This is a genomic window from Synechococcus sp. 65AY6A5 (genome assembly GCF_002760415.1).
Taxonomy (GTDB): Bacteria; Cyanobacteriota; Cyanobacteriia; order Thermostichales; family Thermostichaceae; genus Thermostichus.
Genome location: NZ_AXUW01000001.1, coordinates 1,734,021 through 1,746,448, shown reverse-complemented (window position 1 = coordinate 1,746,448; position 12,428 = coordinate 1,734,021). Strand labels below are relative to the sequence as shown.

The following is a 12,428-nucleotide window of genomic DNA, read 5'->3' as shown; positions in this document are numbered from 1 at the left end:
ATGTAGCTGTCGAGGTCATACCTTCTCGCCCTACCGGATGGTGTACGTGTTGCATTGATCCAGCCCTTCTGTTCCCATCGCCTCAAGGTGTGGAGACACACCCCAAAATAATCCGCCGCTTCTCTCGGTTTTACATACCTAGCCATGCCAAGCAGCCATACTGAACATACTGGGCATTATTTTCAGTATAGTCCAGCATATCATTGACTAGAGTCATGCTCTCCAGGCAAGCTTGGGCCAGGCTCAGCCAGCCGCGGGCCAGATTCTCCAGGTCATAGCCCCCTTCTAACCCGAAGACGGTCTTGCGGGTCACCTCCTCCAGGCAGAGGTGGGCCATGCGGCCAAAGTCTTCCGGCTCCAGCAGCATACTGGCCAAGGGATCCCCTTTGGCACAGTCAAAGCCGGCGCTCACCAGCAGCAAATCCGGTTGGAAGGCCCGCAAAAACGGCAAGACCTTCTCATCGAGAGCTTTTTTGTAGACCGACCAGTCTGACCTGGCAGGCAGAGGCACGTTGCAGAGGTTGCCGTGGATCCCGGTTTCCTCGGCCAAGCCCGTGCCAGGGTAGAGGGGAAACTGATGGATAGAGGCATAGGCCAGTTGGGGGTGACGCTCCACCACCGCCTGCGTGCCGTTGCCGTGGTGCACATCCCAATCGAAAATGGCTACCCGCCTCACCCCCGGCTGATCCAGGGCCCAGAGGGCGGCAATGGCGGCGTTACTGAAGAGACAAAACCCCATTGCCCGTTCCGGCTCCGCGTGATGCCCCGGCGGGCGACACAGCACCAAAGCAGGCTGAGCCGCGGCCAAAGCCGAGGCCGAAGCAGCAATCCAGGCTCCAACTGCCTGCCGCGCCGCCTCAAAGCTCGCTGGGGAAACGGCGGTATCGGCATCGAGGCGACCCCCTCCTGCCGCAGCCAACTCGGCCACCCGTTGAATGTGCCAGCGCGGGTGTACCCGCTCCAGTTGTGCAAGATCGGCCAAGGGGGGATCCCGCCATTCCAGATGCTCGGCGAAAGAGGCACCGCGCAGCGCCTTGACAATGGCCTGCAGGCGAGCCGGACGCTCGGGGTGAAACGGCCCGGCGTCGTGGCGGAGAAAAGTCTCAGAATAGTAAACGGGCAACATACCAGGGCAAGGTAGCGTTCTTGCAGTCTAGCCTAAGCCCATCTTCCCTCTACCCGTAGAAGGCTTCCGACATGGATCCCGCATAGGGATCAACGCCAAAAGAAGCTTGTTGCAGCTTTTGATTGACCACCTCCCGCACTACCGAGCGGAGCAATTCCAGCTCAGAAGGGTTGAGCTGATCGCGGCTGGGACACTCATCGGCAGCCAGCCACATATAAACAGCAGGAACCCGGTTTAAGATCTGCTGCATCAGCGCTTCCCGCTCCCTGGCATCGTGGAAAACCTGCTGATGGGGGTGCTCAGTACAGAGGACATTTTCCAGTTCTCCCAAAGCCAGGTACTCAACGATATTAACCAACATCTTTTCCATTTGTCCCTCCTAAAAATCCCCGTCGCTCTTAAAACAGGCATTAAACAAAAAGTGCAACTTTCTCCTTTCCTCCTTCGCCGCTCTTTGCCTCGGACTCTTGCCTACAGGCCGGATAGCTGAGCCGGCGGCAGATCCAGTCCACCAGCGGGAAGAGGTTGTGGATTTGTCTGCTAAGATCTCCCCTGCGGCCAATCCTTAGCCCCCTCTATTTGCCCCGTTTGCCCTCCCCTCTGCCGCTGAAAGCAGCCAACAATCAGCAGCCGGAAAATCTCTTCGCTGGTATCCGGTACCAACGAAAAATTATCGGCTTTTTGAGAAGGACAGGGTAGGCCATTTAACAAAGACTATAGAAACTCAACCGCAAGAGGGAAGAAGATCTTACCCAGCTACTCCTCCTCCAATACGCTAACACGTAACTATGTAGGAAGTTATGGGACTATTAAGAAGTTTGCACATTTCTTGACGATCGGCTAACACTTTCGTTTGGCAAAGACACCCACTTGAAGAGCTAAGCGGAGCAACTCTTCGCCTGGCTACAAGCTCTGAAAAGCTGCCAAGATCTAAGGATCTAAAACTATGTCTAGCCTGCTATTGGCAAATCGACTCGCTGAGCCTGGATCCAGAAAGATTCCAGGTCGTAATAGTCTCTTTCCTCCTGCATGAACACATGGATGATGAGATCGGCATAGTCGATCAGTATCCAAGAGCCTGACTCTTGACCTTCGATGCGGCGCGGACTCTGTTGCCACTCCTCCCAAACCTTTTCCTCGATTGCTCGGGCAATGGCCCGTACTTGCGTAAGCGAGTAGCCACTGATCAAAAGGAAGTAATCCGCCAACGTGGAAATTTGGGATACATCCAGCAGGACAATGTCGCCGCCTTTTTTTTCTTCTGCTGCGCGAGCTGCGCTCAACGCCATGCGATAGATGGGATCCCTGGCACGGACAGGCATGGACTGTAGCAACTAAAACCCTCCTGAAACGACTGAATTGACTGGAGACACAATCTCCTCCGAACCTTTTTTACCCAAAGGATGCAGCAGAAAATGATTCCGAGTCATGAGTGTGCGTGGATGGATCACCTGATACCGGTTTAGCAGAAATCTCAGGCTGAGATCGCAAACCCCCACCACAGCTTTAGATAAATCTACAAAAGCTAGTCGTCGCAGATGTTCTAGCTCCGGACTGTTGCCGCGGTTGGGTTCCAGAGCATCGGCTACAAAAACCACACAACTGAGCGGATCCATGCCGGGCCGTCCCAGGGTGTGGTTGGCGATGGCTGCCAAGATCTCCGCATCCTGCACCTGAAATCGCTCCCGTGCCAGCAGGGATCCCACCTCGGCATGGAGAAGGTGGGGCTCGGCCCGCTCGATCTCGTCCAACTCCCGCTCCTGAGCGACGCTCTGCAGCAGTTGCTCCGGGGGGAAGGACTTGGCCAAGTCGTGCATCAGCCCTGCCCAAGCAGCTTTTTGCTCATCCAGCCCATAGTGAGCTGCCAGTTGCCGGGCCATCGCCTCTACCCCCAAGATGTGGCGAAGGCGAGGGGGGGGCACCTGCTCCTGGAGCCAGGCCAACACCTCTTCCCGCCGTAAGACCGGGCTAGTCATTTTGCAACTTCAGCACCGCCATAAACGCCTCTTGGGGCACCTCGACGGTTCCCACCGCCTTCATGCGCTTTTTCCCCTCCTTTTGTTTTTCCAACAGCTTGCGCTTGCGGGTCACATCCCCCCCATAGCACTTGGCCAGGACATTTTTGCGCAGGGCAGGAATAGTTTCGCGGGCTATCACCCGAGAGCCAATTGCTGCTTGAATGGGCACCTCAAACTGGTGGCGTGGGATCAGCTCGCGCAGCTTGGCTACCAAAGACCGGCCCACATAAAAGGCTTTGTCCCGATGCACAATGGTGGACAGAGAATCCACCACGTCGCCGTTGATGAGGATGTCCAAGCGCACCAGGTCGTCGGCGCGGTAACCCACCATTTGGTAATCCATACTGGCGTAGCCGCGGGTGCGAGATTTCAGTTGATCGAAAAAGTCGGTGACCACTTCTGCCAGCGGTAGCTCATACACGAGCGTAGTTCGACCCTGCGCCAGGTATTTCATGTCCTTAAAGGTGCCGCGTTTGGTCTCGCACAGCTCCATCACGGTACCGACAAATTCCTCAGGAAGAATCACCTCTACCCTCACAATCGGCTCCTCAATGCTGGTGCGCTCGTTGGGGGGAGGCAGCTTGCTGGGATTGTCTACCCGAATCACAGAGCCATCGTTGAGGGTAACCTGATACACCACCGTCGGAGCGGTGATCACCAAATCCAGGTTGTATTCCCGCTCCAGGCGTTCCTGCACCACCTCCATGTGCAGCAGGCCCAAGAAACCACAGCGGAAGCCAAAGCCCATCGCAGGGGAAACTTCCGGCTCAAAGTAGAGGGCGGCATCGTTGAGCTTCAGTTTTTCCAGAGCTTCTTTGAGTTCGGCGTATTGATCGGAGTTGCTGGGGAAGAGGCCGCAGAAGACCATCGGCTTGGCTTCTTTGTAGCCGGGCAGAGGCTCAGAGGCCTTGCGATGGACAAGTGTGATGGTATCCCCGACACGGGCGTGCTCGACACTTTTAATGGCGGCGGCAATGTAGCCCACTTCCCCAGCATGGAGAGACGCAACGGACTCTTGATGAGGGCGCATCACCCCCAGCTCGGTAATTTCGTATTCCCGACCGGAGGCCATGAAGCAGATCTTATCTCCCGTCTTCACCTCCCCATCCATGATGCGCACATAGACAATCACGCCGCGGTAGGAGTCGTAGTAGCTATCGAAAATTAGGGCCCGCAAGGGATCCGCCACTGTATCCCGCGGCGGGGGCACCCGCTGCACAATGGCCTCTAGGATCTCTGGGATGCCGATGCCCATTTTGGCAGAGGCCAAGATCGCTCCGCTGCAATCGAGGCCGATGACCTGCTCGATCTCGGCGATCACCCGCTCCGGCTCCGCCCCCGGCAGGTCGATTTTGTTAATGACCGGGATGATCTCCAGGTTGTTCTCCAGGGCCAGATAGACGTTGGCCAGGGTCTGCGCCTCCACACCTTGAGAGGCATCCACCACCAGCAGCGCCCCTTCGCAGGCGGCCAGGGAGCGGGAGACTTCGTAGGTAAAGTCCACATGCCCCGGCGTATCGATGAGGTTGAGGACATAGTCTTGGCCGTCTTGGGCGCGGTAGTTCATGCGGGCCGCCTGCAGCTTGATGGTGATGCCCCGCTCCCGTTCCAGTTCCATGTTGTCCAACAGTTGCGGCTTCATCTCGCGGGCTGAAACGGTGCCGGTCGCCTCCAGCAGCCGGTCGGCCAGGGTGGATTTACCGTGGTCGATGTGGGCGATGATGGAAAAGTTGCGAATGCGGGAGACGGGAACGTCGGTCATAAAAACCTGGTTGGGGCAAAGATTTTTTACAATGCTAGCCTCTTTGGCCCTCTGCCTGGGCCAAGGTTGCCCAGAAGTTAAAGTGGCTGGGACAGCTTTTCCCGGCAACGCCGACGATGGCCGGTGTAACAGATGGGTCGCTTGCGTGGCAGCAATTTTACCAAGCAGACTTTCTCTCAAGGCGGAGAAACCCGAAGGACCTCAGGTGGGTTGTGACAACTCCGCCGGGGAGCTGTGGGGCCAGCTCGAGAGTAGAGGGATCGGCCCTACTTATCCAGCTTCTCGATGTAGGGGCGAATGTCGTTGAGGTCGATGTAGCGATCGGTGGCATTGCGCAGCTCGCGGGCGATCATTCCTTCAGTGGAGACGACTGTAATCAAAGTGTTTTTGGAGCGCAACAGCTCAACGGCCCGCTCAAAATCGCCATCGCCGCTAAACAAGATGATCCTGTCGTATTGCCCAACCGTGTTGAACATATCGATGACGATCTCGATATCCAGGTTGGCCTTCTGGGAGTAGCGGCCAGAGTCTTCGTCTCGATACTCTTTAAGGATCTTGGTGCGCACCGTAAAACCCAAGCTGATCAGAGCATCTCGAAAGGCCCTTTGATCGTTGGGATCCTTGATGCCGGTGTACCAAAATGCGTTGACTAGCTCGACGTTGGGCTGTGACCTGACAAAATAATCCAAGACTCGGCGCGGGTCGAAAAACCAGCCATTTTTTTGTTGAGCATAAAACATATTGTTCCCATCGATAAAGATGGAAACCCGCGTGACGGGATGGCGAAACATAAAGATTTTTCTCGGAATAAAGGTGGACTGGTCAGGAAAAGAGGGTGAAAACGAGAGTGTCGATTATCCTAAGGTAAGGGTGGCCACGGCAGGCCAGCGCCTGCTGATACCGATCACCCATCATAGCGAAAACAGGGATCTTTTTCCCTAGCCATTAGCCCAGGCGCCTTTGGAGATCAGGGTGGGTTCCGGCTGCCGCAGGGCATAGCTGGATCCAGGGCGGTCGGCTTGGCTAACGTACAGCTCTGCCAATTGTCGGGCCAGGTTGCGGATGCGCCCAATGTAGAGGGTGCGCTCGGCTACGGCAATGACGCCGCGGGCATCGAGCAGGTTGAAGGTGTGGGAGCACTTGAGCACATAGTCGTAGGCGGGCAGGAGCAGCGACACCGCCAGCCGATCGGGAAGCACCTGTTTTTGCAGCTTCTGCTGTGTGGTTTCGATCAGGCGCTTGGCTTCAGCTTCGTAGAGGCGGAACAGCTCCAGCAGCATCTCGGGATCCGAATACTCGAAGTTGTAGTAGGACTGCTCCACCTCGTTTTGGAAATAGATTTGCCCATAGGTAATCCGGCCTAGGGAAGGGTGCTCACCCCAGCAGAGGTCGAAAACCGAGTCCACCCCCTGTAGGTACATGGCCAGGCGCTCTAGGCCGTAGGTAATCTCCACAGAAACGGGGCGACAATCCAGCCCGCCCACTTGCTGGAAGTAGGTGAATTGGGTTATTTCCATGCCATCTAGCCACACTTCCCAGCCCACACCCCAAGCCCCCAAGGTGGGAGATTCCCAGTCATCTTCCACAAAGCGAATGTCGTGTTCTGCCGGGTCAATGCCCAGGGCCCGCAGGCTCTCCAGGTACACCTCCTGGATGTCGTCGGGGGAGGGCTTGATCAGAACCTGGTACTGAAAGTAGTGCTGCAGACGGTTGGGGTTTTGGCCGTAGCGCCCATCGGTGGGGCGGCGACAAGGTTCCACATAAGCCACCCGCCAGGGATCCGGCCCCAGGGCGCGCAAAAACGTGTGGGGGCTCATGGTGCCGGCGCCTTTTTCCAGGTCGTAGGGTTGCAGGATGAGGCAGCCTTGCTCCCCCCAAAACTGCTGCAGGCGAAAGATCAAGTCCTGAAAGGTGTGGGCTGACATACCAAGGGCTGAGCAGGGATACCTTATCCTACCAATCTCCCCCCCTCAGTCGATCAGCTCTTCTTGATCGGCATCCGCTGGGTCTGAGTGGTTCCACTCGATGGGCGGCATTTGGTCGAAGGCTTGTTTGAGGGCGCTGATACATTTACGCTGAACACTGCTGAACATCACTGTTCAACTATGCAGCGATAGCATTCTGCTTGTTTCCATTCGCGTTAGCGGGACGGAGTCCAAACAGAATGGCGGTATCCCGCAAAGCTTTGAGTAGAATACCCAAAGCGCAGTTTCCGTGTCGTCTTACTACCAATTTTCTGCTTTGCTTTGGCTACCATGTTGGCAGACTCGAAAGGTACTGAACATATTATACATTATTTTCAGTATAGTTGAGCTTATTATTGACTAGAGTCATGCTCTCCCAGAGCTTGCGCATCTTGGCCAGGTAGGGATCCCCGGTGCGCAGGCGCAGGCGCTGGGAGACTTTGAACTGATCCGCTTGTACCATCACCAGGTCGATGGGGGGGCCGACGGAGATGTTGGATTTCATGGTGGAGTCGATGGAGAGGAGACCCCGGCGTTGGTGCGGGAATCTGCCGCCATCACCAAGCCAGAACGGGTGAGGATGCCAAAACAGTAGGTCATGGGTGCAAGGGGCTCGGCTTCTCGACTGTAGGATCTCAAAGCAGCGCCGAACCGATTTTGCTGCGGATCTCTTCCCGGAGGCGCGCGGTAATGGAGGTCTCGTCCAAATCGGCCAAAATTTGGGCAATGGCGGCTTTGGGCCCTTCTGGCCCCCAACTGGCTCCTTGGGCCAGGTAGCGACGGGCCGCCTCCCCGATGGCGTAGCAGGAAAACCCGGCCAAGACCGCTTGCGTCAGGGCCACCGAACCGTAGGCCCCTAGGGAGAATCCTCCAGCGAAGGGCAGGGATCCCCCCAGCAAGGTTTTCAGGGATCCCAGGCCCAAGAGCGCCACCCATTCTCCTGCCCCCAGGCTGAGCATGCTGAGGACGATCTTCTGCAGCAGTTGTGCGGCTCCCGCGCTGCTCATGGGCCAGCCATAGAGGCGGGACAGGCGCAGGATCAAGGCAATATCCAGGGCCAGCCCTCCCAAGGTATCGAGCAGGGTAACGGGGTTGAGGGCAACGGCCAGCGCCTTGGTGCGGGCAGCGGCGGCGATGAGGTCTTGGGCTTGCTGGGCGCGGCTTTGCAGCTTGCGCTCGATGACCTGTTGGTTGACGCGATCGGCAAACAGGAGGGCATTCAAGGCCAGCAGGGAGCGCCCCTCCCGGTGCAGCACCTCCAGGATCTTCAGGCGCAGGGCGTCCACTTGGGGGGGGCCGATCTCCATCTCCACGCCGAAGCTGCCATCTGGCCTCTGCACCAGCCGCGGCACGCGCGGGGAGGCCGCCACCATGACGATCTCGTCGGGAGAAAGAAGTTGCCGCACCCGTTCGTTGCGGATCTTGTCGTAGATGGCCTGGCGATCCGCCTCCGGGTACTGGTCGATCTTGTTGAACACCAGCAGCATGGGCTTGCCCGCCTCCCGCAGGGTGGCCAGAGCCTCAAACTCCACCCGCGTCAGATCCCCGCAGACCACAAAGAGGATCAGATCGGCCCGCTGCGCCACCTCCTGGGCCAGCCGTGCCCGCTCCTCGCCGTCCACTTCATCCAGGCCGGGCGTGTCGATCAGCTCCAGACGGGATCCCTGCCAGTGACTAACCTGAACCGACTGCACCGAGGCAGGGGGCAGACGGGATCCCTGCAGGGCTGCTGCAGAGAAGGGGGATTGGGGGCGGGTTTCCCAACTGATGTTCCAAGCTGCCGCTTGCTGGGTGCGGGTAATGCCGTGGGTGGGCCCCGTCTGGAAGACCGGCTCCCCCAGCAAAGCATTGAGCAGAGAAGATTTGCCCCGCCCCACCAGGCCAAAGGCAGCGATGTGGATCACCTCGGTTTCCAGCTTGTCCAGCAGCGTCTGCAGGCTCTCCAGCTCCCCTTCCAAACCCGCCATCTCCTGGGGGCTTAGATCCAGTTGAGCCACCCACTGGCGCAGGCTGCGCTTGGCTTGCTGGTAGTTGAGGTCATCTTCTAGGGTGTTGCGGCGAGCCATGGCAGTGACGCTCAATAGCAGTGGAGAACAGCCCGGCAGGGGCGGGTGTCAACCCTCAACGACAACGATGACGATAAGCAGAAACGCTAATCTCAAAGAAAGGCAGTTGGCCTTGCCGGGATCTGCAACTTTAAAAATAACGTTGAGAACTGGGAGTTTGCGACAGGAGGTTTTTCATGCCGAGGGCCATCTGGAACGGGGTGGTTGTGGCGGAGACCGACCGCTACGAAACCGTGGAAGGCAACATCTATTTTCCGCCGGAATCCCTGCGCTGGGAATACTTCCAGCCCAGCTCCACCCACACCACCTGCCCCTGGAAAGGACAAGCCAGCTACTACACCCTGGTGGTCAACGGCCAGGAGAACAAAGACGCCGCCTGGTACTACCCGGATCCCAAGCCGGCTGCAGCCAACATCCGCGGCTACGTGGCCTTCTGGAAGGGCGTCGAGGTAGAACTCTAGCCGAGCCGAGTTGCCAACTGAGTATGATGGAGAAGAATTGGAGGGGCAATGCGATGCTGACCGATGGCCAGATTCCACGCAGCCCAACCCGCTGGGCAAGCAGGTGGTGTTGGGCCGGCTTGAGCCTCCTGTTGCTCGGTTGTGGCCCGGCAGGGTTTCGCACGCCGCGCCCCACGCTGGCCGGCAGCGGCCTCAACAGTATCTTCCCCGATGGGGAGCCCTCCTTCAGCGGGGATGGTCGCTACCTGGTGTTTTCCTCCGCCCGCGGCGGCAGCCAGGATATTTTTCTCTACGACACGGTGGAACAGCGGCTGGTGGACTTGCCCGGCCTGAATTCCAGCGACGTGGCCGCCACCTCGCCCGACATCAGCGCCGACGGCCGCTACATCGTTTACGTGTCCAATGCGCTGGGCAAATCGGAGATTTTTCTCTACGACCGCCAAACCCGCCGCGTTGAGAATATCAGCAGCCGGGTACCGGGAGATGTGCGCAACCCCACCATCAGCGGCGATGGCCGCTTTATCGCCTTTGAGAGCAACGGTCGCGGCCAGTGGAACATCGAGATCTTCGACCGTGGCCCGGCAGCGGCCACACGGCCCTCTGCCCCCAGCTCTTCTAATGCCGGCAGCAATCCCTAAGGGGATTCAGGAATAGCCAACCTGGACTTGTCGCATGCTCGCTGCCTTCGCCCAACGACTGGAGCCGCTGCACTCCAATGTCTTTGACCAGCTAGACCAGGCCAAGTGGGAGGCGCGCCGGTCGGGCTTGGATGTCATCGACCTTTCTTTGGGCTCCTCAGACCTGCCCCCGCCCCCGGAAGCGCTGGCAGCCATTCAGAGGGCCCTGGCAGATCCCTCCACCTATGGCTACACCCTGTTCCACGATACGGCCGAGTTTCGCGCCGCCTGCGCCCAATGGTATCTCAGGAAGTTCGGCCTGGAGATCGACCCAGAAACTGAGGTGCTGCCGCTGATCGGATCCCAGCAGGGAACGGCTCTCCTACCGCTGGCCCTGCTCAATCCCGGGGATGTTGCTTTGATCACCGACCCGGGCTACCCCTCCCATGGGGGCGGGATCCATCTAGCGGGCGGGATCCCTTACTACTTGCCCCTGCGGGCAGAAAACCGCTTCCTACCCCAGTGGGATGAGATCCCGAAGGAGATCTGCCGCCAGGCACGGCTGCTGGTGCTGAGCTATCCCCACAACCCCACCACTGCCACCGTTACCCCGGAGTTTTGGCAGGAAACGCTGCAATTTTGTCAGCGGTACAACATCGTGCTGGCGCACGACTTTCCCTACGTGGACTGGTGTTTCGACGGCCAGGTGGCTCCCTCGGCGCTGCAGGCGGATCCCGATAAGACCCGCACCATCGAGTTCTTTTCCCTCTCCAAGTCCTACCACATGGGGGGGTTCCGGGTGGCCTATGCTATCGGTAGCCGCGAGCTAATCCGAGCCTTGCGGCTGGTGAAGTCCACCATTGACTTCCACCCCTACCAGGGCATCTTGCGGGGAGCAGCAGCGGCTTTGGCGGCTCCCGATAGCTTTTTGGATAACTGGCGGCAGGTATACCGCAAGCGACGGGATCTTGCGGTGGCCGCTCTGCACCGCATCGGCTGGCCCGTGCCCCTGCCGGAGGCCACCATGTACCTGTGGGCACCTTTGCCCGAGTTCTATCGCGGCTCTTCAGCCCAGTTTTGTCTAGACTTGGTACGGGCTACCGGGGTGGCTCTGTCGCCAGGCTCAGGCTTTGGCCCCGGCGGCGAAGGCTATGTCCGCTTTGCGCTGGTGGCAGAGGGATCCCGGCTGGAAGAGGCAATAGAACGAATTGGGGAATTTTTGGGCAAAGGCACTTCTGGTCTCCGGCAGGCCTAGTCGCATAGAGCCAGCTTAGAAGCAGCAAGGGGGCAGGCTACAGATGTTCCTCTGAGGCCGGTTGTTGTCCCCGTCCTGGCCTTTTAGGCTGCCAGTATTAGCTGCAGCCAGTGCCGGCTAATCTGAGCCAGGATAGGAGTTGTGTTGGCCCAGTTGGCTCCCAAGGGGCATGGAAAAAGAGACGCTCGAGAGTTTTTTGTCCATCCGCGGGGTGATGGGGGTAGCGCTCCTGAGTCGAACAGGCCGCCCTTTTTTCTACCGTTCTTTTCAGAACTTGGACAGCCGACAGCAGCAGGCCCTCACCGAAGGGCTGTTTCAGGTTTTGCAAACCATGCCCCCAGGACTGGACTATTTTGACTTTCAGTTTGCCGAGCAGCGGGTTTTCGTTTACCCTTTGGGGCCGGAGTGGGTGCTGCTGGTGGCGGTCAATGACGACCTGGTGATGCCGGTCTACACCTTGGCCGTCAACCGCCTGCGAGCCGAGCTGCAACGGGATACGCCGAAGGGCCTGGCCACCTTGCGCCTGTTGACCAGCCAGGCGGAGACGGGTCGGAACCTTACCCAACCCAGCTCCACCCTAGCAGAAGGCAAGCCCACACCAAGGGAGGAGGCGACCCAGCCGGCAGCGACAGGCAGCCGCATGGAGATGGATGTCTTCGTGCAATCTCTCAATCGTCTTTGCCAGATCACAAGCGGCTATTTGGGCAAGGCGGTGATCGTCAACTATTGGAAGGCGACGCGGCAGGAAGTGGTGGAACGCCAGGGATCCTCAGCCGAGTGGCTCCATCAGTTCGAGATCGAGCGCAGCGGACAAATCCACTACAAGGGCACCCTCAAGGAGCTGGACGAATCTCAACAAAAGGTGCTGCGGGACTGGGTGCTGGCTTTTTTCCGCCGCTGCGAAGAGGTGATCCACGATTTTCGCAATTTAATCAAATCGGCGGAATTGCGCTTTTGACATGCTCCCTAAGGCCACAACACCCCCGCCCCGCAAAGGCTGGGCGGCTCTTGGCCGCGGAAAATCCAGGCTAAGCTATGACCATAGCCACCGTGGATCACGCTAGGTGCAGACGGGATCCCTGACCGAGGGTAGCTCCTCTGGTCACTGCGAACCGGTGCAGCGAGGATCTGCTTTGCTACCGCGATGCCACCGGATCCC

At 58.5% G+C, this 12,428-nt stretch carries 15 protein-coding genes; 4 read left to right on the top strand and 11 right to left on the bottom strand.

The window, feature by feature from the left end; translation table 11 throughout:
* The 11 genes from SYN65AY6A5_RS08340 to SYN65AY6A5_RS08295 form a co-directional block, all read right to left on the bottom strand.
* Positions 1-146 (bottom strand): helix-turn-helix domain-containing protein (locus SYN65AY6A5_RS08340; protein ID WP_143597152.1); only part of this gene is annotated, 146 nt, incomplete at its 3' end.
* Positions 131-1,126: a histone deacetylase gene (locus SYN65AY6A5_RS08335; RefSeq protein ID WP_099884231.1), complete on the bottom strand. Its 996-nt coding sequence runs from the start codon at positions 1,124-1,126 to the stop codon at positions 131-133. The genes SYN65AY6A5_RS08335 and SYN65AY6A5_RS08340, both read right to left, overlap by 16 nt.
* A 49-nt stretch (positions 1,127-1,175) precedes the next feature.
* A complete protein-coding gene (locus tag SYN65AY6A5_RS08330) occupies positions 1,176-1,487 on the bottom strand; it encodes a hypothetical protein (protein ID WP_240531017.1) in 312 nt (103 codons plus the stop codon).
* A gap of 589 nt (positions 1,488-2,076) precedes the next feature.
* Entirely contained in the window at positions 2,077-2,448 is a 372-nt protein-coding gene (gene rsfS / locus SYN65AY6A5_RS08325; protein WP_168173631.1) for a ribosome silencing factor, read from the bottom strand.
* 12 nt (positions 2,449-2,460) lie between these two features.
* Positions 2,461-3,102, bottom strand: a complete 642-nt coding sequence (gene yqeK / locus SYN65AY6A5_RS08320; protein WP_011429484.1) for a bis(5'-nucleosyl)-tetraphosphatase (symmetrical) YqeK — start codon at positions 3,100-3,102, stop codon at positions 2,461-2,463.
* Positions 3,095-4,906: a translation elongation factor 4 gene (lepA, locus tag SYN65AY6A5_RS08315; protein WP_011429485.1), complete on the bottom strand. Its 1,812-nt coding sequence runs from the start codon at positions 4,904-4,906 to the stop codon at positions 3,095-3,097. The genes yqeK and lepA overlap by 8 nt, the downstream gene beginning before the upstream one ends.
* A 266-nt stretch (positions 4,907-5,172) precedes the next feature.
* Positions 5,173-5,697: an NYN domain-containing protein gene (locus SYN65AY6A5_RS08310; protein WP_011429486.1), complete on the bottom strand. Its 525-nt coding sequence runs from the start codon at positions 5,695-5,697 to the stop codon at positions 5,173-5,175.
* 147 nt (positions 5,698-5,844) lie between these two features.
* Positions 5,845-6,831, bottom strand: a complete 987-nt coding sequence (glyQ, locus tag SYN65AY6A5_RS08305; protein ID WP_011429487.1) for a glycine--tRNA ligase subunit alpha — start codon at positions 6,829-6,831, stop codon at positions 5,845-5,847.
* Between the two features lie 45 nt (positions 6,832-6,876).
* Complete coding sequence (locus SYN65AY6A5_RS14700; RefSeq protein ID WP_276307358.1) at positions 6,877-6,999, bottom strand: hypothetical protein; 123 nt, start codon at positions 6,997-6,999, stop codon at positions 6,877-6,879.
* Between the two features lie 193 nt (positions 7,000-7,192).
* Positions 7,193-7,375, bottom strand: coding sequence for a hypothetical protein (locus SYN65AY6A5_RS08300; protein WP_240527733.1), 183 nt, complete (start codon positions 7,373-7,375; stop codon positions 7,193-7,195).
* Between the two features lie 130 nt (positions 7,376-7,505).
* Positions 7,506-8,936 carry a DUF697 domain-containing protein gene (locus tag SYN65AY6A5_RS08295; RefSeq protein WP_099884229.1) on the bottom strand — a complete coding sequence of 477 codons (1,431 nt, stop codon included), beginning with the start codon at positions 8,934-8,936 and terminating at the stop codon, positions 7,506-7,508.
* A 176-nt stretch (positions 8,937-9,112) separates the two neighbouring features.
* Between SYN65AY6A5_RS08295 and SYN65AY6A5_RS08290 the strand changes: the two genes are divergently transcribed.
* From SYN65AY6A5_RS08290 to SYN65AY6A5_RS08275, 4 genes are all read left to right on the top strand, one after another.
* Positions 9,113-9,397 (top strand): DUF427 domain-containing protein, encoded by a 285-nt coding sequence (locus SYN65AY6A5_RS08290; RefSeq protein ID WP_011429490.1) that lies wholly within the window; start codon positions 9,113-9,115, stop codon positions 9,395-9,397.
* Between the two features lie 119 nt (positions 9,398-9,516).
* Entirely contained in the window at positions 9,517-10,035 is a 519-nt protein-coding gene (locus tag SYN65AY6A5_RS08285) for a TolB family protein (protein WP_041438852.1), read from the top strand.
* A gap of 34 nt (positions 10,036-10,069) precedes the next feature.
* Positions 10,070-11,269 carry an LL-diaminopimelate aminotransferase gene (locus SYN65AY6A5_RS08280; protein WP_099812414.1) on the top strand — a complete coding sequence of 400 codons (1,200 nt, stop codon included), beginning with the start codon at positions 10,070-10,072 and terminating at the stop codon, positions 11,267-11,269.
* Between the two features lie 169 nt (positions 11,270-11,438).
* Positions 11,439-12,227 (top strand): hypothetical protein, encoded by a 789-nt coding sequence (locus tag SYN65AY6A5_RS08275; protein WP_240531016.1) that lies wholly within the window; start codon positions 11,439-11,441, stop codon positions 12,225-12,227.
* The last annotated feature ends 201 nt before the right edge of the window (positions 12,228-12,428 follow it).